Here is a 23487-nt window from a genome sequence, read left to right as displayed (position 1 = left end):
TCCCGCACTTTTGTCACGGTACGCCCTGTGCGGATCATCCCGGCGCGGATGGCGGGGGAGTGTCTACGGTCACAACAACACCCGAGCAGCACCCGACGACCACGTCACGCGCAACCGGAGTTCCCATGTCAGAGCGGACCGCCCCCACGTCCTCGCACCCCGCGCGTGCGGCCGTGGCGGCCTTCGTCGGCACCACCATCGAGTGGTTCGACTTCTACGTCTACGCCACGGCCGCGGCCCTGGTGTTCGGCACCCAGTTCTTCCCCGCCGGGACGGACCCGGTCGTGGGCCTCATGGCCTCCTTCGCGACCTTCTCCGTCGGCTTCTTCGCCCGCCCGCTGGGCGGCCTGGTGTTCGGCCACTACGGCGACCGGCTCGGCCGCAAGTCGGCGCTGGTCGTCACCCTGCTCATGATGGGCGTGGCCACCTTCTGCGTCGGCCTGCTGCCCACCTACGAGCAGGTCGGCTTCGTCGCCCCGCTGCTCCTGGTGGTGCTGCGCTTCGTGCAGGGCATCGCCGTGGGCGGCGAGTGGGGCGGCGCCGTCCTCATGGCGGTCGAGCACGCGCCGGAGGAGCGCAAGACCTTCTACGGGTCCTTCGCCCAGCTCGGCAACCCGGCGGGCGCACTGCTGGCCACCGGCTCCTTCGGCCTCATCGCCGCCTGGGACTCCGCGGTACTGCACGACTGGGGCTGGCGCCTGCCGTTCCTGGCGTCGGTGCTGCTGGTCCTGGTCGGCCTGCTCATCCGCCTCAAGGTCGAGGAGTCCCCGGTCTTCGAGGCGGTGCAGGGGCGGGACGAGCCCGCCGAGCTGCCGGTCCGCGAAGCGCTGCGCACCTCCTGGCGGCCGCTGCTGCTGGGCATCGGCATCCTGCCGGTCGCGGTCGGCGGCTACTACATCGTCACCACGTTCCTCCAGGGGTACGGGGTCACCGAGGCGGGCATCAGCGAGCAGGTCATCCTCAACGGCCTGAGCCTGGCCGCGTTCGTGGAACTCGTCGCCACCCTGGCGGTGTCCTGGCTGGGCGACCGCTACGGCACCGTCCGCGTGGTCACCATCGGCCTGGTCGGCGTCATCGTCATGGCGGTCCCGCAGTTCCTGGTCCTGGACACCGGCAGCGTCGGCCTGATCTTCCTGGCGCTGTGCGTGATGCGCCTGGCCATGGCCGCGGTCTACGGGCCGATCGCCCGGGTGCTCGCCCAGATGTACCCGCCGCGGGCCCGCTACACCAGCATCTCCATCGCCTACCAGGTCGCCGGTGCGATCTTCGGCGGGCTCTCGCCGCTGGTCAGCACCGCGCTGTACGCGGCGACCGGCAGCATCCTCCCGGTGGCGGGCCTGCTCATGGCGATGGCCCTGGTCAGCATCGTCTGCCTGGCCAACGCGCCCCGGTACCGCGACGCCGACCTGCTCGACTCCGCCCCGGCCTGACCGGCGGCCCCGGAGCCCGCCGCGGCGGGTCGCCGGTACCACCGGACCCCGCGCGACCCGAACCCGCTTTCAGTCCCCCCGGGGCGGACCGGCCGTCCACCGGACCGTCCCGGGGCCCCACCCGTACCGAACCAGGAGGAAGCCGTGCCCGGCCTGCTCATCCACAACGCCGCCGTCCTCACCATGGACGACTCCCGCCCCCGTGCCCGGGCCCTGGCCGTGCGCGACGGGCGCGTGCTCCTGGCGGGCACGGCCGAGCAGGCGCGTGCCGCCGCCGGGCCCGGCGCCACCGAGGTCGACGCGGGCGGGCGCACCGTCCTGCCCGGGTTCATCGACCCGCACAACCACCTGCTGTCCACGGCCGAGTCCCTGGCCGCCGTCGACGCCCGCTACCCCGGGGTGGGAAGCGCCGCCGACCTGGTGGAGGCCATCGCCGCCGAGGCCGCCCGCACCCCGGCGGGACAGTGGATCCGCGCCTTCTCCATGGACGACGCCAAGTACCCGGAGGGGCGCCCCACCCGCCGCGACCTGGACACGGCCACCACCGAGCACCCCGTCATCGTCTACCACGTGTCCGGGCACCAGGCCGTCGTCAACTCCGCGGCGCTGGCCTGGAGCGGCATCGGCGAGGACGTGCCCGACCCGGCGGGCGGCTCGTTCGTGCGCGACGAGGGCGGGCGGCTCACCGGCATGGTCACCGACGCCGCCATGGAGCTGCTGCTGCCGCTGGCCGTGGACATCGGCTGCCACGGGCCCAACTTCCACACCGACCTGCCCGCCGAGCACCTGCTGGGCTGGCTGGCCGACGCCGCCCGCCCCTACCTGTCCGCCGGGGTGACCACCGTGTGCGACCCGCAGGTGTCGGCGCGGGAACTGCGCGTGTACCGGGCGGCCCGGGCCGCGGGGACACTGCCGCTGCGCACCTTCGGCATGCCGCTGTCCCACCAGCTGGACGCCCTCACCCGGGCGGGTCTGGCCTCCCCCTTCGGGGACGACTGGCTGCGCCTGACCGGCATGAAGTTCTACTCCGACGGCACCCTGCTGGGCGGCACCGCCAAGTTCACCGTCCCCTACGGGGAGCACGGCCAGTTCGCCGGGAGCCTGTACCACCACCCCGACCAGCTGGTGGACCTGGTCACCCGGGCCGCCCGCGAGGGCTGGCAGGTGGCGATCCACACCCAGGGCGACGCCGCCATGGAGCACACCCTGGCCGCGATCGCCTCGGCGGCGAAGGTGTCGGGGCCCGATCCGCGGCCGCGGGTGGAGCACTGCGGGTACCCGACGGTGGAGCAGGCCAAGCGGTTCACCGAGTACGGGGTCATCCCGGTCAACCAGCCCAACTTCCTCTACGACAGCGGGCGAGACTTCCTGCGCCGTCTGGGCGACCGGGCCCACCGGCTCCAGCCGATGCGGGAGGAGATCGACCTGGGGCTGCGCCCGGCGCTGTCCAGCGACGCGTTCGTCTCCAGCCTGCGCCCGATGGACACCATCGCCAACGCGGTGGGCCGCACGACCCGCGAGGGGGACGGGATCGGCGTCGACCAGGCGGTCACCCTGCACGAGGCGCTGCGGGCGCACACCCTGGACGCCGCCCACGCGCTGGGGGTGGAGGACCGGCTCGGTGCCCTCAAGCCGGGGTACCTGGCCGACGTGGTGGTCCTGGACCGCGACGTCGAGGGGCTGGACCCGGACGGGCTGCGCTCCGTCGACGCCTGGCTGACCGTCCTGGACGGAGAGGTCGTCCACCGGGCCTGAAACGGGGGTGTCCCCGCCCGCGCGGCGGGCGCGGGCGGGGACACCTGTGTGAGGGGGTGTTAGCTGGTGCGGATCCGCACGCCCCACGAGTTCACCATCGGCAGGACCTCCTGGTAGTAGGTCGTGCCACCGGAGGAGCAGTTGCCGGAGCCACCGGAGGTGACGCCCTGCGCCTGGGAGCCGGAGATGAACGAGCCGCCGGAGTCGCCGGGCTCGGCGCACACGTTGGTGCGGGTGAGCGCGTTGACGGTGCCCTGCGGGTAGCGGACCGTCTGGTTGCGGGCCTGGATGCTGCCGCAGCGCCAGCCGGTGGTGGAGCCGGAGCGGCAGATCGCCGAGCCGATGGGGGCCTGGGTGGTGCCGGTCACCGACTGGTAGCCGCCGGTGTTGTAGCGGGACACCAGGTTGGTGAGGGTGAAGTTCGAGGTGCCCCGGACGAACGCGGCGTCGTTGCCGGGGAAGACCGAGCGCTCGAACACGCCGCGGCCGTTGCCGATGGTCACGGAGGTGCCCACCGTGCCGCAGTGGCCCGCGGTCACGAACCCGGGCTGGCCGGCGCTGTTGGTGGCGGCGAAGCCCACCGAGCAGCGGCCGCCCATGGTGTAGGCCAGGCCGCCGATGATGTCCGCGTACAGCTGCGGGGTCTCGTCGGTGGTGACGACCTCGACGGCGGAGGCGTCGACGTCGGCGTCGGCCAGCAGGGCCGCGACGTCGGCGCCCTCCAGGACCTCCAGGACGACGGTGTCGCCGGCGACGTCCGGGTACCAGCCCAGGACACCGTCGGGGGCGTCGGCGGCGTCGAGGGCCTCGACGACCTCGGCCAGGCCCTCGGTGCCGTACTCGACGACCTCGGCCTCGGCGCCGGCGGCCTCGACCGCGGAGACGGCGGCGGCGTCGGTGACCAGGACGGTGAGCTCCTGGGTCTCGATGTCGAACAGGGAACCGCCGTAGGCGTCGCCTGCGGCCTCGGCGGCCTCGGCGTCCACCTCCATGGCGGCTTCCTGCGCGTCGAGAAGGCCGGTGGCCTCGGCCTTGGTGAGGTCGAGGTCGCGGGCCAGTGCCTCCAGCATGGTGGCGCTGTTGTCGTCGGCGACGGGGGCCTGCGGTGCGGTGGCCGCGTAGGCGCCGGGGGACATGGCGAGCACGAGGCCGAAGGCCAGTGCTCCCGTTCCAACGGCGGAGATGACGGGGGAGGGTCGCATGATCCCTACTCTCCAGGGGGATTGACGGGGGAATGGGATTCCGTTCCGGTGGGAGCGGATGTCCCTTTCGTCGGACGGGATTGCTCCGTCCGGCGAAGTTCACCGAGACGTTCAGTAAACGATTCCAAACCATAAGTGGGCATTTTGGCGAGCGAAAGACCTGCTTTCCGGGGAAAGCGCCCAAGGCGGCAGCGGATGATCCGATGAAACCCGGTACCGCCGTGGCTGTTGGTAGTCGAATGTTGAACGACCTTGTATTTCTCCGGAGTCGCCCGGTCACACTTCGAGTAAAGGCGCGGATTTCAAGGGGGGTAACGTGGCCGGATGCGGCCACGGAACGCGGTCCCTGTCGTGACCGGTCGGCTACACGCCGGTAACAAGCGAGGTGGCGGCGCCTCCTTCCGCGGGACCGGGGCCCTCCCGCGACGGGGTCCCGTCCGTGGGCCGGGAACGCTCCCAAGACGATCGGCCACGGAAAAGAACAGGGCGGCCGCCCGATAACGGACGGCCGCCCTGCTTTTCTGTAGGAGTCCCGACCCGCCGGTAAAGCGTCTCGACCGGCGACGGGGATGGATTCCCGTATCGGCGGCGGATCGGACGCCGGGCCGACCGCGGTGCATTTCGTCCCGGATGGTGCGGGCCGCCGGGGGCACGGTGCGCTCCACCCGGTTTCCGGACGCGACGGGCTGTCCGAAACCCCGGGGCTGGGCGGAGAGCCGTCCGGGGAGGCCCGGGCAGGGCCCGGGTACCGGAGACCGGATGCGTCGGCGGGACGAACGCCCCCGGAAAAGGGGGACGCCCCCGCCGGGGGACGGGGGCGTCCTGTCGGTGACCTCCGGGTCAGCCGGTCGAGAGGCTCAGGCCCCACGAGCTCAGCATCGGGGTGACCTCCTGGTAGTAGGTCGTCCCGCCCGAGGAGCAGTTGCCGGAGCCACCGGAGGTGACGCCCTGCGCCTGGGAGCCGGAGATGAACGAGCCGCCGGAGTCGCCGGGCTCGGCGCACACGTCGGTGCGGGTCAGGTTCTGCACGGTGCCCTGCGGGTAGCTCACCGTCTGGCCGCGGGCCTGGATGGTCCCGCAGTGCCAGCCGGTGGTGGAGCCGGAGCGGCACACCGCCGAACCGATCGGCGCCTGGGAGGAGCCGGAGACGGTCTGGTGCGTGCCGTCGTAGCGGCTGACCAGGCTGGTCAGGCTCCATCCCGAGGTGGCCCGCACGAAGGCGGAGTCACTGCCCGGGAACACCGAGCGGTCGAAGACGCCGGACCCGCTGCCGTCGGAGCTCTGCGCCGACGTGCCCACGGTGCCGCAGTGGCCCGCGGTGACGAAGCCCGGGTTGCCCGAGGAGTCCGTGGCCGGGAAGCCGATGGAGCAGCGGCCGCCGCCCATGTGGTAGGCGACCCCGCCGACGATGTCGGCGTAGGGCTCGGGCGCCTCGTCGGTGGTGACGACCTCGACCGAGGCCGGGTCGACACCGGCGGACTCCAGGAGCCCGGCGGCGTCGGCGCCCTCCAGGACCTCGACGACGACCGTGTCGCCGGCGATGTCCGGATACCAGCCGGTGACGCCCTCGGGGGCGCCCTCGGCGTCGAGGGCCTCGACGATCTCGGCCAGGCCCTCGGCACCGTGCTCGACCACCTCGGCCCGGGCCCCGGCCGCCTCGACCGCGGAGGCGGCGTCGGCGTCGGTGACCAGGACCGTCAGGTCGTGCGTCCGGGTGTCGAACAGGGAGCCGCCGTAGGCGTCTCCCGCGGCCCGGGCCGCGGCGGCGTCGGTCTCCAACGCCTCTTCTTGGGCCTCCAGCAGGGTCTCGGCCCCGAGCGGGGTGAGGCCGAGGTCCCTGGCGAGGGCGTCCAGCATGGTCTCCTCACCCTGGGGTTCCGGTGAGGCCGGGACGGGCGCGGCGCTCGCGCCGGGCGCGAACACCAGCCCGAGGGCCAGGGCGCCGGTCCCTATCGCGGAGATGGCGGGGAAAGGTCTCATGGACCCTGAACTCTCCTTTTGTTGTGGATGGGGGTGATGTCTACCGAAAGTCATGCTTTGAGACGTTCGGTAAACGAGTCCACACCCTAGGTGTTCGCGCGGAGGAGGGGAACCCCGGTGGGGAAATCCGGAAATCCGGTCATGGGGACAGCGGATGAATGGAAAGCCGCTACGGAAAGTGACGGGTTCGGTGAGCTGTGTTTTTCGGGCGGCTCGCACGCGGCGGATCGCGGACGGTCCGGATGTCAAGGGGGGTTCCGTGGCCGGATGCGGCCACCGGGATCGGGTGCCGACAGTGACCATTCGAACACGTGAACGCAACGGGCGAGGTCAGGGCTGTGACCGGTCGGTAACTTCCGCGGCGCTTCCCCGCCGCCCGACGACACGCCCGGGAGCGGGGGCGCGCGGGACCTCCTCCGCCCGGGGGCGGGCCGGCCTCCGCGGGACCCGGTCGCGGCGCTCCCGCCCGTCCGGGCGGCCCGCCGGCCGAGGTAACCGGCCGGTATCGGGCCACGGGAAGTGGGTTGAGGTGCCCGGTGTTGGGCCAAGATAAGGGCGAGAGCCCCGAACGGGAGGTAGCAGGTATGGCGAAGGACACCGGCGGCCAGAAACACGCGTCGCGCCGCGACGAAGAGGTCGAGGAGGTCGAGGCCTCCGCCGACGTTCAGGAGCGCAAGGACCAGCTGGACGAGGACGTCGACGACATCCTCGACGAGATCGACGACGTGCTGGAGAGCAACGCCGAGGACTTCGTCCGGCAGTTCGTGCAGAAGGGTGGCCAGTAGGGCGGGTCCGCCGCCCCGACCCCGCGGCGGTTCGCTGACAGCGCACCGGCGGTGCCGTCGGCACCGCCGCGGATCCGGCTAGGGTCATTCCGAAAAGACAGACGAGGCGTCCCGCCCGCGTCGGGGCGGGGCGCGAGTGGAGGGAGTCGCGTGTTCGAAGGGTTCGAGGGCAAGGGGTTGCCCGCCGCTTTCATGAGTGCGGGGACCTCGTCCTTCACCGAGTTTCTCCGTGAGGTCAGGCCCGAACTGCTGCCCGGCCACGGACTGCCGGCGCACGGGGGCGCGGCCGAGCACCTCACCCCCGACGCGACGACGATCGTCGCGCTGACCTTCCCGGGGGGTGTGCTGATCGCGGGCGACCGGCGCGCCACCCAGGGCAACGTGATCGCCAACCGCGACATGGAAAAACTCTTCCGAACGGACGAATTCTCCGCGGTGGCCATTGCCGGCTCCGCCGGGATCGGTATCGAACTGGCCCGTCTCTACCAGGTGGAACTGGAGCACTACGAAAAGATGGAGGGCCGCTCGCTCTCCCTCGAAGGTAAGGCCAACAAGCTCTCCCAGATGGTCCGCGGCAACCTCGGCATGGCCCTCCAGGGCTTCGTGGTCGTCCCCCTCTTCGTCGGCTACGACGAGAACGAGGACCGGGGCCGCGTCTTCAGCTACGACGCGACCGGCGGCCGCTACGAGGAGCAGCGCTACTACTCCGTCGGCTCCGGCTCGGTCTTCGCCAGGGGCTCCGTCAAGAAGCTCTACCGCGACGACCTGAGCGAGACCGAGGCCGTCAAGGTCGCCCTGGAGGCCCTCTACGACGCGGCCGACGACGACTCCGCCACCGGCGGCCCCGACCTGCACCGCAAGATCTTCCCCCTGGTCGACGTCATCACCGAGGACGGCCACCGCCGCCTGACCACCGACGAGGTCGCCCGCCTGGCGACCGAGGTGGTCCAGGGGCGCGCCGCCCGTCCGGACGGCCCCACCGCCCCTCTCAGCTGAGCCATCCCGCCCCATTGACCTCTTCTAGGTAAGGAAACGATCCGCGGTGTCGATGCCGTTCTACGTCGCCCCCGAACAGCAGATGAAGGACAAGGCGGACTACGCGCGCAAGGGCATCGCGCGCGGCCGCAGCGCCGTCGTCCTGCAGTACGAGGGCGGGATCCTGCTGGTTGCGGACAACGTCTCCCGCACCCTCCACAAGATCAGCGAGCTGTACGACCGCATCGCCTTCGCCGCGGTCGGCCGCTACCCCGAGTTCGAGAACCTGCGCCTGATGGGCGTGCGCTTCGCGGACGTGCGCGGGTACCAGTACGACCGCCGCGACGTCAGCGGCCGCCAGCTCGCCAACATCTACGCCCAGACCCTGGGCACCGTGTTCAGCGAGAGCCTCAAGCCCTGGGAGGTGGAGATCGTCGTCGCCGAGGTCGGCGACACCGTCGACGGGGACGAGATCTACCGCATCACCTTCGACGGCTCCATCGTCGACGAGCAGGGGTTCGTCGCCGTGGGCGGCTCCTCCGAGCAGGTCTCCCAGACCCTCAAGGACCGCTTCGCCGCCGACGCCTCCCTCGCCGCCGCGATCAACGCCGCCACCCACGCGCTGGCCAGGGAGAACGGCGAGGAGCGCGAGCTGGAGGCGGCCAACCTGGAGGTCGCCGTCCTGGAGCGGTCCAGGGAGCACCGCAAGTTCCGCCGCATCCAGGGCAGGCGCCTGGTCTCCCTCCTGGAGGAGGGGCGCGGCGGTGCCGCCGCCGGGACCACCACCGAGGACGACGCATAGCAGAAGCGGTGCGGCGCCGCCGAGGCGCCGCACCGGCCGGCGGACGACGCGGCCCCGTCGTCCCGGGCCGACGGTGACGGGAAGTTGGTGAGGCCGCGTGGAACGACGGATCTTCGGGCTGGAGAACGAGTACGGGGTCACGTGCACCTTCCGGGGGCAGCGCCGGCTGTCCCCGGACGAGGTCGCCCGCTACCTCTTCCGGAGGGTGGTCTCCTGGGGGCGCAGCAGCAACGTGTTCCTGCGCAACGGCGCCCGCCTCTACCTGGACGTGGGCAGCCACCCCGAGTACGCCACCCCCGAGTGCGACAGCCTCGTGGACCTGGTGGCGCACGACAAGGCCGGCGAGCGCATCCTGGAGGGGCTGCAGGTCGACGCCGAGCAGCGCCTGCACGAGGAGGGCATCGCCGGGGACATCTACCTGTTCAAGAACAACACCGACTCCGCGGGCAACTCCTACGGCTGCCACGAGAACTACCTCGTGGGGCGGCACGGGGAGTTCGGGCGCCTGGCGGACGTGCTCATCCCCTTCCTGGTCACCCGGCAGATCATCTGCGGGGCCGGCAAGGTCCTGCAGACCCCCCGCGGCGCCCTGTACTGCGTCAGCCAGCGGGCCGAGCACATCTGGGAGGGCGTCTCCTCCGCCACCACCCGCTCCCGGCCGATCATCAACACCCGCGACGAGCCGCACGCGGACGCCGAGCGCTTCCGCCGCCTGCACGTCATCGTCGGCGACTCCAACATGAGCGAGACCACCACCCTGCTCAAGCTGGGCTCCACCGACCTGGTGCTGCGGATGATCGAGGCGGGCGTGGTCATGCGCGACTACACCCTGGAGAACCCCATCCGGGCGATCCGGGAGGTCAGCCACGACATGACCGGCCGCCGCAAGGTGCGCCTGGCCAACGGGCGCGAGGCGGGCGCGCTGGAGATCCAGCGCGAGTACCTGGAGAAGGTGCAGAGCTACGTCGACCGGCACGGCACCGACGCCACCGGCAAGCGGGTCCTGGAGCTGTGGCAGCGCACCCTGGAGGCGGTGGAGTCGCAGAACCTGGAGTCGGTGTCCCGGGAGATCGACTGGGTCGCCAAGTACATGCTGCTGGAGCGCTACCGCGCCAAGCACGACCTGTCCCTGTCCTCGCCCCGGATCGCCCAGCTCGACCTCACCTACCACGACATCCACCGCGACCGCGGCCTGTTCTACCTGATGCAGAACCGCGGCCAGATGGAGCGCGTGGTCGGCGACCTGAAGATCTTCGAGGCCAAGTCGGTCCCCCCGCAGACCACGCGGGCCCGGCTGCGCGGCGAGTTCATCCGCCGCGCCCAGGAGCAGCGCCGCGACTTCACCGTCGACTGGGTGCACCTCAAGCTCAACGACCAGGCGCAGCGCACCGTGCTGTGCAAGGACCCCTTCAAGTCGGTGGACGAGCGGGTGGAGAAGCTCATCGCCGGGATGTGACCGGCCGTCCCGCGGGGCCCCGGAGGCGGAGAACCGCCTCCGGGGCCCCGCCGCGTCGCCCTGCGGTCCCCACCCGGAACGCCCTGTGAGGGTTCCGGATCGGGGACGGGTGACCTTTTGTTACCGATGTTCCGCCTCTGGGGGAGGTGGTGGCGGTCGCGCTTTTCGGTAGTGTGACCCTGTCCCGAGCCGGAAAACAGAGGTAGTGACCCATGCACCGACGTGCCGCCGCCCTCGCGGTGCCCCTGACCGTCATCGCTTTGACGGTCTCAAGCTGCGGAAACATCCCCGAGGAGTGGCGCACGCCCGCCTTCATGCGGATGAACGGCGACCAGCTCGACTCGCGGCTGCCCACCGTCACCGGAGACGTCGGCGAGGAGCCCCGGGTCGACTTCCCCGACATCGAGCCTCCCGAGGAGGAGCTGTCCGGTGTCGTGGACCAGGGTCCGAGCGAGGAGGAGCTGGTCCGCGCCGACGACCTCGTCGTCGCCAACGTCACCCAGTTCCAGTGGACCGGGCCCGGCGAGGGCGAGCCGGTCGAGGGCCAGTCCAGCTACGAGACCGGTGCCCCCGACCTCATCCGCATGGACCAGATGCCCGAGCAGATCAGCTCGGTCCTGGTCAACCAGGCCGTGGGCAGCCGCGCGGTGTACGTCTTCCCGCCGCTGACCGAGGAGGAGCAGGCCCAGGCCGAGGCCATGGGCCAGGCGCCCCAGGTGGGCGCCAGCGTCCTCATCGTCGACATCGTGGACCGCTTCGGCATGGGCTCGGTGGTGCCGGGCGAGCAGACCACCGACGGCGGCGACGGCCTGCCGACCGTGGTCCAGGAGGGCCACAGCGAGCCCACGATCGAGATCCCCGAGGGCGACGCCCCCGAGGAGCTGGAGGTCGTCCCGCTCATCGAGGGCACGGGCGACGAGGTCGAGTCGGGCCAGCAGGTCATCGTCCAGTACACCGGTGTGCGCTGGGAGGCCGACGAGGACGGCGAGCACCCCTCCTTCGACTCCACCTGGAGCCGCGGCGGCGCCCCCTTCGACACCACCATCGGTGCCGGCTCGGTGATCCAGGGCTGGGACGAGGGCATGGTCGGCCAGAAGGTCGGCAGCCGCCTGCTCCTGGTCGTTCCCGGCGACATGGCCTACGGCGAGACCGAGGAGGAGGCGATGGGCGCCCCGGCGGGCACCCTGGTCTTCGTGGTGGACCTCCTGGGCGCGTTCGACAACCCGCCGCCGGCCGAGGAGGAGGCCTCCGAGGGCGCAGAGGACGGCGGCGAGGAGGCCCCCGAGGACGCGGAGGCCTCGGAGGAGCCGACCGAGTAGCCACCGGGCCCCGGTCCCCGTACAGGGGGCGCCCCCGCGGGACACCGCGGGGGCGCCCCCTTCGCGTGGGCGGACACGCAGAGCGGCGGCCGCTTCCGGCCGCCCCGCCGCCGCGCTGCGTAGAGTCGTGCCGAGGTTGGGCCGAGCGGAGGGGGATGCCGTGGTGGACCGGCGGCGCTACTGCTACGTGTCGGGGCTGGGCCTGGGGGTCCCCGCCCTGGAGGAACTGTGCGCCCGGGGGCGCCCGCCGTCACTGGTCGTCTCCTACCCGGCCGAGCTCGCCCACCGCTCCGGCTACGTCGACTACGAGGCCGTCACCCGCCGCCACGGCCTGCCGCACCTGCGCGCCGCCGACCTGGGCTCCGACGAGGTCCGCGACGCCCTCCTGACCCACGGTGCCACCCTGCTGGTCGTCGCCGGGTGGTCCGGCCCGGTCCCCGGCTCCCTGCTGTCGGCGCTCCCGCAGGGCGGGTTCGGCCTGTACCCGGCGCCGCTGCCGGTCGGCCGGGGCCGGGCCCCCATCCCGTGGACGATCCTGCGCGACATGCGCGCCAGCGCCGTCACCCTGCTGCACCTGGACGGCGGCGACGGCACCGGTGACATCGTCGACCAGGCCTGGTTCGACGTCGAACCCGACATCACCGCCACCGGCCTGTACGACCGGGTGGCCCGCCGCCAGGCCGAGCTGCTGACGGCCCGCATCGACGAACTGCTGGCGGGCACCGCGCCCCGGCGGCCCCAGCGCGGGCACGCGTCGGTGTGGCCGCGCCGCCGCCCCAGCGACGGGCGCATCGACTTCACCGCCTCCGGCCGCGACGTGGACCGCCTGGTGCGGGCCCTGGCCCACCCCTACCCGGGCGCCTTCGCGATGTTCGGCGGCAGCCGCATCACCCTGTGCGGGGGAGCGCTGGACGGGAGGGTCCGGGGCGGTGCCCCGGGCGAGGTGGTCGCGGTGGGGACGGGCCGCGCCTGGGGGGTGGCCTGCGGGGACGGGGAGGTGTTCGTGCCGGAGGTGATCCGGGTGGACGAGGGGGTGCGCGCCGACCCGGCGTCCCTGGCCATGTTCCGGGCCGGGGCGTTCTTCGACGAGCCCTCGCCGCACGCCCTCAGCCCGGCCCGCCCGGTCCCGGCGCCCGGCCCGGTCCCCGGCTCCGAACGCCTGTTGAAGGAGGGGCTGGGGTCGGAGCCCGTCCGCTGAGGGCGGGGCCGGACCGCACCGGGAGGGACCTGTGCCGGAGGCGTCAGCCGCGGGCGGCGTGGCGGCCCGCGGCCGCCGCGCTCAGGAACGCCGCCCGGTCCTCCTCCAGCCCCCGGCCCATGGTGGACGGCTTCACCGGCAGCGCCAGCAGCGCCTCCTCCAAACCCTCCACACCGACCTCCACCAGCGTGTGCCGGTCGCCCAGCGGCGCGGCCTGGGCGCGCACCCGCTCCCCGAACACGCCCGGCAGCAGCGGGACCACCACGTCGGCGCGGGCCAGCGCCACCCGCCCGTAGGCCGTCAGGCTGTGGTGGGACACCCCCCGGTGCCGGGGGCGGGGGTCGGCCTCGCTGACCCGCAGCGCCGCCACCGGGCGCCCGCCCAGCACGGCCGCCGCGTTGACCGCCTCGCCGCAGGACACCCCGGAGAACCCCCACGGCGTCCCCGTGCCCAGGTTGCCCGGCCCCTGGCAGACCACCGCGACGTCGGCGCCCAGCACGTGCCGGGCGGCCAGCAGCCCCGAGTGGACCGTCACCGCCTCCAGGTCGCCGCCGAACGCCTGGCCGGTGGTCACGCACCCCGCCAGCAGCCCCTCCTCCCGCAGCACCCCCAGGGTGCGGGAGAACGCGGCGGGCAGCGCCCCGCCGTCGGTCATGACGTTGACGACCCGCGCCCCGGGCCGCTCGTGCAGGATCCCGGCCAGCACCGCGGGCAGGGACGAGTGCAGGTCGGCGACCACCACCGGCATGCCCCCCACCCCGGCCGCGTCGCGCAGTGTCGAGTGGTGCGGCGAGTCCTGCTCGTCGGCGCCCTCGACCACGGCCTGCAGCGGTGTGTACCGCGCCTTGACGAGGTGCCCGGGCCCCTCCCGGTCGGGCGGCAGCCGGTCGGGCAGCGCCACCACCATCGCGTACCCGCCCGTGCCCAACCCGAGGTCCAGGGCCCCGGTGTTGAGCAGTACCGCGTCCCCGGGGCGGGGGTCGCCGACCAGGCCGGTGTAGGCGACCGCCCGGCAGGACGCCTCCCCGCCCGCGCCGTCGGGGACGGCGGCCAGGCACACGCGCACCCCGGGCCAGGAGGGGAGGAGTTCACGGACTTCACCACGGCGCCACCGGATCATGCCAGGCACGGTACCGTCGTTGCCAGACCGGTACGGGGACGACGCGCCCCGCCGCCGGGAGCATTCCACCAGCGGGCGAGAAGAGGGTGCAGGCGATGTCGCGCAGGAAGACGGAACGGCAGTTGAACCTGGTCATCTGCCTGTTGTCCACGCGCCGCCACCTGACGGCCCAGGAGATCCGGCGCACGGTGTACGGATACGCCGAGGCCGAGAGCGAGCAGGCGTTCAAGCGCATGTTCGAGCGGGACAAGCGGGAGCTGCGCGACAGCGGCATCCCCATCCAGGTGGGCACCGGTGACGCGATCAGCGGCGAGGAGGGGTACCGGATCTCCCGGGCCGACTACGAGCTGCCCGAGATCGAGCTCCTGCCCGACGAGGCCGTGGTCCTCGGCCTGGCCGCCCGGGCCTGGCGGCACGCCTCCCTGGGCGAGGCCGCGGCCAACGCCCTGTTCAAACTGCGCTCGGCCGGTGTGCCGGTGGACACCGAGGCCGCCCCGGGCCTGACCCCGGCCATGCGCACCGACGAGCCCGCGTTCGGGCCGGTGTGGCAGGCGGTGCGCGACCGGCGGCCCATCGCCTTCGACTACCGCAAGCCCGGCCAGTCCGCGCCCGAGCGGCGCGAGATCGAGCCGTGGGGCATCGTCAACCTGCGCGGGCACTGGTACGTGGTGGGCCACGACCGGCGGCGCGACGCCCGCCGGGTGTTCCGCCTGGGCCGTATCCGCGGCGAGGTGGAGGTCCTGCGCGGCGGTCCCGACGTGGTCGTCCCCGAGGGGGTGGACCTGCGGTCGGTGGCGGCCGGGCACCGGGCCGAGCCGGAGGCGACCGCCACCGTCCGGGTGCGCCCCGACACCGCCCACGCCCTGCGGCGCGGGGCGCTGCGCGCGGTGCCGGGTGAGCGCGAGGGCGCCGACGGCGGCTGGGACGTCCTCACCGTCCCCTACGTCGACGTCCCCGACCTGGTCGAGCACGTCGCCTCCTACGGCGCCAACGCCGTCATCGTCGAACCCGCCGAGGCCAGGGCCGCCGTGGTCGAGCACCTGTCGGCGATCGCGGACGCCGCCCCGTCCCCCCGGGACCCGGCCCCGGCCGCCCCGGTGGCGGAGGACAGCGGTCCGGCCCGCGGGCCCCGCTCCGCCGACCAGCTGCGCCGCCTGCTCATGCTCGTGCCCTACGCCCTGGGCCGGGACGTGCGGGTGCCGGAGGTGGCCGCGCACTTCGGCCTCACCGAGAAGCAGGTGGTCGCCGACCTGAGCCTGCTGTGGATGTGCGGCCTGCCCGGGTACACCCCCGGCGACCTCATCGACGTGGACCTGGACGCGGCCAAGGAGACCGGCGAGATCATCATCGCCAACGCCGAGACGCTGGCCCAGCCGCTGCGGCTGACCGCCGACGAGGCAGCCAGCCTGGTGGTGGGCCTGTCGCTGCTGGAGGCGCTGCCCGAGGCCGAGGGGCTGGAGACGGGCGCCCTCAAGCGGGTCTCGGAGAAGCTGCGCACGGCCGCGGGCACCGCCCTGGGCTCCCTGGCCGACTCGGTACAGGTGCGCCTGGAGGACTCCGGCGACGCGCAGGTCGAGCAGACCCGGCGGCGCTGCGCCCAGGCCCTGGAGTCGGGCCAGCGCCTGCACCTGCGCTACCTGTCGGGGTACCTGGACCAGGTCACCGAGCGCGAGGTGGACCCCATGGGCCTGGTCGTCCAGGACGGCCACACCTTCCTGGAGGGGTACTGCCGGCTGCGCGAGGACGTGCGCCTGTTCCGGCTGGACCGGGTGCTGGAGCTCACCGTCCTGCCCTACCCGGCGGAGGTCCCCGAGGGGGTGGGCCGCCGCGACCTGTCCGGGGGGCTGCTCCAGCTCTCCGACCGGGACGCGCTGGTCACCCTGGACCTGGAGTCCCCCGCCCGGTGGGTCACCGAGGACTACGTGTGCGAGTCGGTGACGGAGCTGCCCGGGGGAGGGGTCCGGGCCGTGCTGCGCACCCCGGCGCCCGCCTGGGTGGTGCGGCTGGCCCTGCGGCTGGGCCCGCGCGGGCGGATCGCCGCCCCCGAGGCGCTGGCCGGGCAGGCGCGGGCGGAGGCGCGCCGCACCCTGGAGCTCTACCGCTCCGAGTGAGCCCGCCGGGGAGCGGCCGAGACCGATTCGTCTCCTGAGTGAGCCACGGTTGTTCACCCGGGGTCCGGGTGTAGGCCGGACCGGAGGGGATAAGGTACAAGCGTGATCGTCCTGACTGTCCTGTTCGGTGCGTTTCTCGCGGGAGTCGTCCTCATCGGTGCCCTCGCGCTGAGGGTGCGCCGGGCTGCGGACGCGCTGGCCCGACAGGTGGCGCGGGCGTCGGGCGAGCACCGGACCGAGGGGGCGCCGGCGCTCCCCCTCCGCCGTGGCGGGGACGGGTGAGCACCCCGTGTCCGGTGCGCGTACCATCGAAGGCGCCTGGTCGCGCCGCGAAAGGAAGTGAGAAGGATGGGTATCGGGGCACGTGAGATCCTGATCCTCCTGGTGATCGCACTGCTGCTGTTCGGGGCCAAGAAGCTCCCGGACCTGGCCCGCTCCCTGGGCCGCAGTGCGCGCATCCTCAAGGCCGAGAGCAAGGGCCTGGTGGAGACCGAGGACGAGCAGAACCAGCAGGCGCAGCCGCAGAACCAGCAGCCGCAGGCCCCGGCGCAGCCGCAGCCCGCGCCCCAGCCGCAGCAGCCGCAGGCCTCCTACCCGCAGCTGCCGCCCGGCCAGCGCATCGTCAACGAGGCCGGCGAGCCCCAGCCCTACAACAACCAGCAGTAGCGGCGGGCCCGTACGGCCCGCCGGGCCGCGGTGGCCGGACGCGGTGCCGGTGCGCCGCGCCTTCGCCGACGGCCGCGCCGCAGGGCGCGCGGCCCCGATGGAGAGAAGAGTGACCACAGGATGAGGGCCCCACGCCGGGCGGCCAACCCGGACGCCCGGATGCCGCTCATGGAGCACCTGCGCGAGCTGCGCGGCCGCGTGGTGAAGGCGGCGATCGCGCTCGCCCTCGGTTGCGTCGTCGGCTACCTCGCCTACGACTACGTGTGGGAGTTCCTCAAGGCCCCGTACTGCTCGCTTCCGGAGTCCAAGGTCGCGGCCCAGGACGGCTGCTCCCTGATCGTCACCGGCCCCTTCGACGCGTTCTTCGTCGCGTTCAAGGTGTGGCTGTTCGTCGGCGCGATCGTCTCGGCGCCCTTCTGGCTCTACCAGCTGTGGGCGTTCGTCGCCCCCGCGCTGCACACCCGGGAGAAGCGTTACGCCTACATCTTCGCCCCGCTGGCGGGAGTGCTGTTCATCGCGGGCGCCGCGCTGGCGTACTTCATCACGTCCTACGCGCTGCAGGTCCTGTTCGGCTTCCTGCCCGACGACGCCGAACCCTTCCTCACCATCGGCGAGTACCTGAGCTACATGCTCATCATGATGACGATGTTCGGCCTGGGCTTCGTGCTGCCGCTGCTGATCGCGCTGCTCAACATCATCGGGGTCCTGCCGCACGCCGCCATCGCCAAGTGGCGCCGGGTCATCATCTTCTCCTCGGTCGTCCTCGCCGCCGTGGTCACCCCGGCCGAGCCGATCTCCATGCTCGCGCTGGCCGTCCCGCTGGTGCTCCTGTTCGAGGTGGCCGAGCTCTTCGCGTTCCTCAACGACCGCCGCAGGAAGCGCCACGACCCCTACGGCGACCTGTCCGACGACGAGGCCTCCGAACTGGACGACACCCCCTCCTCCCTGGACGATCCGGACCTGGAGGAGGAAGCGGGCAAGCGCTCCTGAGCCCCTTCCGCACGCGCTAGGGTCGGCGTCGGGGGCCGCCGGGCCCCCGGCGCCGACCGGCCTTCCGCCCCGGCCGGCGTCCCCGGCCGTGTGAAGAGGACATCGATGAGCGAGCAGACCGAGACCAAGCGGGAGCTCCCGCCGGAGGCCATGGGCAACGAGAAGTGGCACGACACCACCGACGCGGTGTGGATGCGCTCCTCCCTGTCCAACCCCGACTCGGAGGCGATCGTGGAGGTCGCCACCTTCGACGACGGCTTCCGCGCGGTCCGCGACGGGAAGTCCCCGGAGAAGGGCACCCTGTTCTTCACCCCCGCGGAGTGGGAGGCGTTCGTCCTGGGCGCCCGGGACGGCGAGTTCGACATCCCGGAGGAGTACCTCACCGAGGAGGAGGCGAGGATCCAGCGCGGCGAGGTCGACGTGGAGGTCGGGTGGGTGCCCTCCCCGCTCAACAGCCCCCGGGCGATGGAGGAGTACCATCGCCGTCAGCGCGAGGAGGCCGCCGCGGCCGGCCAGGAGACCGACGCCTCCTGAACCGTCCGCGCACACCCGGGCGCGCGGGTGTGCGGGCGTCCCCGCGCCGTCCGTACACCCTCCCCGCCCCCGGGTAGCGAAGGACCCCCCATGCCCTCCCCTGACATCGCCCTGCTGGTCAACCCCAGGTCCGGCCGGCGCCGCGCCGCCGTCACCGCCGTCCGCCTCAAGGAGGCTCTGCGGGAGGCCGGGGCGCGCGTCCACGTCTACAGCGGCGGGTCGGCCGCCGACAGCCGCCGCCTGGCCCGCCTGGCCGCCGCCGACCGCCCGCACGCCCTGGTCGCCGTGGGCGGCGACGGGCTGGTCCACCAGGCCCTGCAGGGCGTGGTCGGCACCGGGGTGCCCCTGGCCGTGGTGCCCACCGGCACCGGCAACGACATCGCCCGGGCCTTCGGCCGCCCGCGCGGGTCGCTGCGCGACGTGGCCGCCGCCATCCTGCGCGGACGCACCCGCTCGGTCGACTGCGTGCGGGTGAAGCTGGCCGACGGGACCCGCCGCCACTTCCTCAGCGTGCTCGCCTGCGGGTTCGACGCGCGCGTCAACGAGCGGGTCAACGGGTTCCGGTTCAAGATCGGCCGGGCCGGATACCTGGCGGGCGTCGTCGCCGAACTGGGGTCCTTCAGGGCCGCCCGCTACGAGATCGACGTCGACGGCCGGGTCGTGGACGAGCCGGGCATGCTCGTCGCCGTCGGCAACACCTCCTCCTACGGCGGCGGCATGAGGGTGTGCGCCGCCGCCGAGCCCGACGACGGCCTCATCGACGTGGTCTTCGGCCGGGAGACTCCGCTGGCCCGCTTCCTGCTCCTGTTCCCCCTGGTCTTCACCGGCGGGCACCTCGACCGGCCCGAGATCATCGTCGAACGCGGACGCACCGTGACCATCCGGGCCGAGGGCGTGCCCGTCTACGCGGACGGCGAACGGCTGGGAGAACCGCCGCTGGTGTGCGAAGTGGTGCCGAAGTCGGTCGAGATGTTGGAGCTGACCTCATAGGCTGGGAGCCATATGAGTAGTCACGCTGAGCGGTACGCCGCCTTCCGTCGGCGCCAGGGCGCCTCCAGCCCCGCCATCGAGGCGTTCCAGGGGCTGTACGGGTTCGACTTCGACCCGTTCCAGGTCCGGGCCTGCAAGGCCCTGGAGAACGGCCACGGGGTGCTGGTGGCCGCCCCGACCGGCTCGGGCAAGACGGTGGTCGGCGAGTTCGCCGTCCACCTGGCCCTGGCCGAGGGCACCAAGTGCTTCTACACCACGCCCATCAAGGCGCTGTCCAACCAGAAGTTCAACGACCTGGTGGCGCGCTACGGTGCCGACCGGGTCGGCCTGCTGACCGGCGACAACAGCGTCAACGGGGACGCCCCGGTGGTCGTGATGACCACCGAGGTGCTGCGCAACATGCTCTACGAGGGGTCGGCGACCCTCGGCGGGCTCGCCTACGTGGTGATGGACGAGGTCCACTACCTCGCCGACCGGTTCCGCGGCGCGGTCTGGGAGGAGGTGATCATCCACCTTCCGGAGTCGGTGCGCATGGTCGCCCTCTCGGCCACCGTCTCCAACGCCGAGGAGTTCGGCGACTGGTTGCAGCAGGTGCGCGGCGACACCACCGTCATCGTCGACGAGAAGCGCCCCGTCCCGCTGTGGCAGCACGTCATGGTGGGCGACCGCATCCACGACCTGTTCGTCGACCTGGACGGCGCGGAGGAGGCCGGCACCGCGGACGGCGACTCCGGTGAGGAGGGCGGGGAGCGGGGCCGGGACCGCCGCGGCGGCAAGAAGCGCAAACGCGACCGCGGCTGGCAGCCCCGGGAGATCCACGTGGGCGGGCGGACGCTGCGGATCAACCCGCGGCTGTCGCGCATCGCCGAGGAGGACTCCCGGCTGACCCAGCTGGCCCACCGCAGGCGGCACCCGCAGTCGCGCTCGCGCGGGAAGGTGCGCCCGCGGAGCCGGTTCGCGCCGCCCTCGCGCCCCGCGATCATCGAGGAGCTCGACGACCTGGGGCTGCTGCCCGCCATCACGTTCATCTTCAGCCGGGCCGGGTGCGACGACGCCGTCCGCCAGTGCCTGTCCTCGGGGCTGGTCCTGACCACCCCCGAGGAGGCCGAGGTCATCCGCGAGTACGCGGAGACGCGCTGCGCGGACATCCCCGGCGCGGACCTGGCCGTCCTGGGGTTCGACCAGTGGCTGCGCGCCCTGGAGTGCGGCATCGCCGCCCACCACGCGGGGATGCTGCCCACGTTCAAGGAGATCGTCGAGCACCTGTTCTCACGCGGGCTGATCCGCGCGGTGTTCGCCACCGAGACCCTGGCGCTGGGCATCAACATGCCGGCCCGCACCGTGGTCATCGAGAAGATCGACAAGTGGAACGGCGAGGCCCACGTCCAGCTCACCCCCGGCGAGTACACGCAGCTCACCGGGCGGGCCGGGCGGCGCGGCATCGACGTGGAGGGGCACGCGGTCGTCGTCTGGCAGGCGGGCAGCGACCCCGAGACCATCGCCGGGCTGGCGGGCACCCGCACCTACCCGCTCAACTCCAGCTTCCAGCCCTCCTACAACATGGCCGTCAACCTCGTCGGCCAGGTGGGGCGGCGGCGCAGCCGCACGATGCTGGAGGAGTCCTTCGCCCAGTTCCAGGCCGACCGCGCGGTGGTGGGCCTGGTCAGGCAGCTGCGCAAGCACGAGGAGGCGCTGGAGGGGTACGCGGCGTCCGCCGAGTGCCACCTGGGCGACTTCATGGAGTACGCCCGGCTGCGGCGGGAGCTGAGCGACCGCGAGGCGATGCTGTCCAAGAGCCGCTCGGTGCGGCGGCGGGAGGAGGCGCTGGAGAGCCTGGAGCGGCTCCGCCCGGGCGACATCATCCGCATCCCCGCGGGCCGCCACACGGGGCACGCCGTCGTACTGGACCCGGGGCTGCGCCACGACCTGCCCGCGCCGCTGGTGCTCACCGTGGACAAGCAGGTCAAGCGGATCAACGCCACGGACTTCCCGGTGCCGGTGCACCCCTCGGGGCGGATGCGCATCCCCAAGTCGTTCTCGGCCAAGTCGCCGCGCTCGCGCCAGGACCTGGCCTCCACGCTGCGCAACAAGCTCCAGGAGCAGGGGACCGACCCCGTCTACGAGCGGGCGCCGCGCAACACGGGGGAGGACTCCGAGGTGCTCCGGCTGCGCGCCGCGCTGCGCGAGCACCCCTGCCACGGGTGCGCCGAACGGGAGGACCACGCCCGCTGGGCGGAGCGCTACCACCGGCTCCAGCGCGAGACGGAGTCGCTGCGCCGCCGGGTGGAGGGCCGCTCGCACGTCATCGCCCGCACCTTCGACCGGGTGTGCGGGGTGCTGGAGGACCTGGGGTACCTGGACGGCGACGACGTCTCCGACGACGGGGCGCGCCTGGCCAAGGTGTACTCGGAGCTGGACCTGCTGGTCGCCGAGTGCCTGCGCCGGGGGCTGTGGAAGGACCTGACCCCTGTGGAGCTGGCGTCCTGCGCGGCGTCCCTGGTCTACGAGGCGCGCCGCAACGAGGAGGCCTACCCCCGGCTGCCCGGCGGCCGGGTGGACGACACCCTGGCCGAGATGGTGCGGCTGTGGGGGGAGCTGAACGAGGTGGAGGCCCGCCACCGGGTGACCTTCCTGCGCCGCCCCGACCTGGGGTTCGTGTGGACGGCGCACCGGTGGGCGCGCGGGGACCGGCTGGACGCGATCCTGCGCCAGGCCGACATGCCCGCGGGCGACTTCGTGCGCACCGCCAAGATGCTGGTGGACATGCTCGGCCAGATCGCCGGGGCCACCGGCGACGAGGGTGTGCGCTCCACCGCCCGCAAGGCCACCGACCTGGTGCGCCGCGGCGTGGTCGCCTACTCCTCCCTCACCTAGGGTCTGTTTTTCGAGTGCCGTCCTGTTCCGCGGGGGGTGTGTGAGGCGCCGGCGGGGTTCTGGAGGCCCGGAGGGGATGTCCGAGGAACGAGGACGTTCCCGTAGGGCCGAAGGTTCCCGCCTTCCGGGGGCGCCGAACGCGAACCGAAGCGGAGCGGAGGTTCAAAAGAACACAGCCCAGGGCGCCCTGTCCCCGCGCCGTCCGCCGCCGGGCGGCGCGGGACCCGAGCCACGGCGGTCAGCGGTGCGGCGGGGGGATCTCGCCGGAGCCGCGGACGATGAGGGAGGTGGGCACCCGCTCCTCCCGGGGCGGGGAGGTGTCGCCCGCGATGCGCTCGAACAGGCGGCGCACCGCGAGCCCGCCGATGCCCGTCACGTCCTGGGCGACCACCGTCACCCGGGGGGTCAGCAGGTCGGCCATCGGGAAGTCGTCGAAGCCCACCACCGCGACCTCGCGGTGCAGGCCGCGGGCCTGGAGGGCCCGGATGGCCCCGATCGTCACCAGGTTCTGCGCCGTGAACAGGGCGGTGGGCGGGTCGCCGGAGTCCAGCAGGGCCGCCACCGCCCGGCCGGCGCTCTCCTGGTCGGGCAGGTCCCACACCACGCGGCCGGGGCGCTCGGGCAGCCCCCGCTCCGCCAGCGCGGCCCGGTACCCGGCCAGGCGCTCGACCACGGTGCTGATGCGGTGCTCGTCGCCCAGGAACGCGATCTCGGTGTGCCCGTGGTCGGCCAGGTGCAGCACCGCCTCCCTCGCCCCCTCGGCGTTGGTGGCCAGCACCGCGTCGGCGGCCAGGCCGCGCGGGGGCCGGTCGGCGAACACCACCGGGGTCCCGTTGCGGACCTCCCGGTGCAGGTAGCCGTGGTCCGGCCCGGACGGGACCAGCAGGATGCCGTCCACCCGGTGCAGGGTGGCCGCGCGCACCAGCTCCATCTCCCGCTGCGGGTCCTCGTCGAGGCTGCCCGCGAACACCAGGGTGCCGTGTTCGCGCGCCGCGTCCTCCACGGCCCGGCTCAGCGTGGCCGAGAACGGGTTGGCGACGTCCTCCAGCAGCAGGGCGATCTGGCGGGTGGCCCCGTCGGTGCGGCGCAGGCTGCTGGCCGCCAGGTTGGGCTGGAAGTCCAGCCGGGCGATGGCCCGGGTGACGCGGTCGCGCAGTTCCTCGGAGACCGAGGGCACGCCGTTGATGACGCGCGAGACGGTCTTGATGCTCACCCCGGACAGGGCGGCGACGTCGCGCATGGTGGCCCTGCGCACCGGTTCGGACGCGGCCCGAGGGCCGCCGCTGTGGTTCACCGACAC

At 73.1% G+C, this 23487-nt stretch carries 19 protein-coding genes; 15 read left to right on the top strand and 4 right to left on the bottom strand.

Going from position 1 to position 23487, the window contains the following annotated elements; all coding sequences use genetic code 11:
• Positions 1-125 precede the first annotated feature (125 nt).
• The gene (locus ACSUPR_RS05650) at positions 126-1430 is read left to right on the top strand and encodes an MFS transporter (RefSeq protein ID WP_436889877.1); all 1305 of its coding nucleotides are present in this window, start codon (positions 126-128) and stop codon (positions 1428-1430) included.
• Positions 1431-1574: 144 nt separating this feature from the next.
• A complete protein-coding gene (locus ACSUPR_RS05645; protein ID WP_436889876.1) occupies positions 1575-3185 on the top strand; it encodes an amidohydrolase in 1611 nt (536 codons plus the stop codon).
• 59 nt (positions 3186-3244) lie between these two features.
• On the opposite strand, the gene ACSUPR_RS05640 is transcribed toward ACSUPR_RS05645, so the two are convergent.
• Both ACSUPR_RS05640 and ACSUPR_RS05635 read right to left on the bottom strand, forming a co-directional pair.
• Positions 3245-4387, bottom strand: coding sequence for a S1 family peptidase (locus tag ACSUPR_RS05640; protein WP_436889875.1), 1143 nt, complete (start codon positions 4385-4387; stop codon positions 3245-3247).
• A gap of 840 nt (positions 4388-5227) precedes the next feature.
• Positions 5228-6367, bottom strand: a complete 1140-nt coding sequence (locus ACSUPR_RS05635; RefSeq protein WP_436889874.1) for a S1 family peptidase — start codon at positions 6365-6367, stop codon at positions 5228-5230.
• Between the two features lie 584 nt (positions 6368-6951).
• On the opposite strand from ACSUPR_RS05635, the gene ACSUPR_RS05630 reads away from it, so the two are divergent.
• From ACSUPR_RS05630 to ACSUPR_RS05605, 6 genes are all read left to right on the top strand, one after another.
• Complete coding sequence (locus ACSUPR_RS05630) at positions 6952-7152, top strand: ubiquitin-like protein Pup (protein ID WP_220562119.1); 201 nt, start codon at positions 6952-6954, stop codon at positions 7150-7152.
• Between the two features lie 150 nt (positions 7153-7302).
• Positions 7303-8148: a proteasome subunit beta gene (prcB, locus tag ACSUPR_RS05625; RefSeq protein ID WP_436889873.1), complete on the top strand. Its 846-nt coding sequence runs from the start codon at positions 7303-7305 to the stop codon at positions 8146-8148.
• Positions 8149-8194: 46 nt separating this feature from the next.
• Complete coding sequence (gene prcA / locus ACSUPR_RS05620) at positions 8195-8929, top strand: proteasome subunit alpha (RefSeq protein ID WP_436889871.1); 735 nt, start codon at positions 8195-8197, stop codon at positions 8927-8929.
• 97 nt (positions 8930-9026) lie between these two features.
• Positions 9027-10385 (top strand): Pup--protein ligase, encoded by a 1359-nt coding sequence (gene pafA, locus ACSUPR_RS05615; protein ID WP_436889870.1) that lies wholly within the window; start codon positions 9027-9029, stop codon positions 10383-10385.
• 212 nt (positions 10386-10597) lie between these two features.
• Positions 10598-11704 carry an FKBP-type peptidyl-prolyl cis-trans isomerase gene (locus ACSUPR_RS05610; protein WP_436889869.1) on the top strand — a complete coding sequence of 369 codons (1107 nt, stop codon included), beginning with the start codon at positions 10598-10600 and terminating at the stop codon, positions 11702-11704.
• A 160-nt stretch (positions 11705-11864) separates the two neighbouring features.
• Complete coding sequence (locus tag ACSUPR_RS05605; protein WP_436891878.1) at positions 11865-12902, top strand: methionyl-tRNA formyltransferase; 1038 nt, start codon at positions 11865-11867, stop codon at positions 12900-12902.
• A gap of 43 nt (positions 12903-12945) precedes the next feature.
• Here ACSUPR_RS05605 and ACSUPR_RS05600 read toward each other — a convergent pair whose 3' ends face one another.
• Positions 12946-14022 (bottom strand): DUF3866 family protein, encoded by a 1077-nt coding sequence (locus tag ACSUPR_RS05600; protein ID WP_436889868.1) that lies wholly within the window; start codon positions 14020-14022, stop codon positions 12946-12948.
• A gap of 95 nt (positions 14023-14117) precedes the next feature.
• On the opposite strand from ACSUPR_RS05600, the gene ACSUPR_RS05595 reads away from it, so the two are divergent.
• The 7 genes from ACSUPR_RS05595 to ACSUPR_RS05565 all read left to right on the top strand — a co-directional run bounded on the left by ACSUPR_RS05595 (position 14118) and on the right by ACSUPR_RS05565 (position 22187).
• Positions 14118-16133 (top strand): helix-turn-helix transcriptional regulator, encoded by a 2016-nt coding sequence (locus tag ACSUPR_RS05595; RefSeq protein ID WP_436889867.1) that lies wholly within the window; start codon positions 14118-14120, stop codon positions 16131-16133.
• Positions 16134-16235: 102 nt separating this feature from the next.
• Complete coding sequence (locus tag ACSUPR_RS05590; RefSeq protein ID WP_436889866.1) at positions 16236-16415, top strand: hypothetical protein; 180 nt, start codon at positions 16236-16238, stop codon at positions 16413-16415.
• A gap of 66 nt (positions 16416-16481) precedes the next feature.
• The gene (gene tatA, locus ACSUPR_RS05585) at positions 16482-16799 is read left to right on the top strand and encodes a Sec-independent protein translocase subunit TatA (RefSeq protein ID WP_436889864.1); all 318 of its coding nucleotides are present in this window, start codon (positions 16482-16484) and stop codon (positions 16797-16799) included.
• A gap of 159 nt (positions 16800-16958) precedes the next feature.
• Complete coding sequence (gene tatC, locus ACSUPR_RS05580) at positions 16959-17789, top strand: twin-arginine translocase subunit TatC (RefSeq protein ID WP_436891877.1); 831 nt, start codon at positions 16959-16961, stop codon at positions 17787-17789.
• Positions 17790-17894: 105 nt separating this feature from the next.
• A complete protein-coding gene (locus ACSUPR_RS05575) occupies positions 17895-18323 on the top strand; it encodes a DUF397 domain-containing protein (RefSeq protein ID WP_436889863.1) in 429 nt (142 codons plus the stop codon).
• Positions 18324-18413: 90 nt separating this feature from the next.
• Positions 18414-19313, top strand: coding sequence for a diacylglycerol/lipid kinase family protein (locus tag ACSUPR_RS05570; protein WP_436889862.1), 900 nt, complete (start codon positions 18414-18416; stop codon positions 19311-19313).
• 12 nt (positions 19314-19325) lie between these two features.
• Positions 19326-22187 (top strand): DEAD/DEAH box helicase, encoded by a 2862-nt coding sequence (locus ACSUPR_RS05565; protein WP_436889861.1) that lies wholly within the window; start codon positions 19326-19328, stop codon positions 22185-22187.
• Between the two features lie 238 nt (positions 22188-22425).
• On the opposite strand, the gene ACSUPR_RS05560 is transcribed toward ACSUPR_RS05565, so the two are convergent.
• Positions 22426-23487 carry a LacI family DNA-binding transcriptional regulator gene (locus ACSUPR_RS05560; RefSeq protein WP_436891876.1) on the bottom strand — a complete coding sequence of 354 codons (1062 nt, stop codon included), beginning with the start codon at positions 23485-23487 and terminating at the stop codon, positions 22426-22428.

It is taken from the genome of Nocardiopsis dassonvillei (assembly GCF_964273065.1).
Lineage (GTDB): Bacteria > Actinomycetota > Actinomycetes > Streptosporangiales > Streptosporangiaceae > Nocardiopsis > Nocardiopsis dassonvillei_B.
Note: the sequence above shows the minus strand (reverse complement) of the source record. Positions and strands in the feature narration are given on the sequence as shown.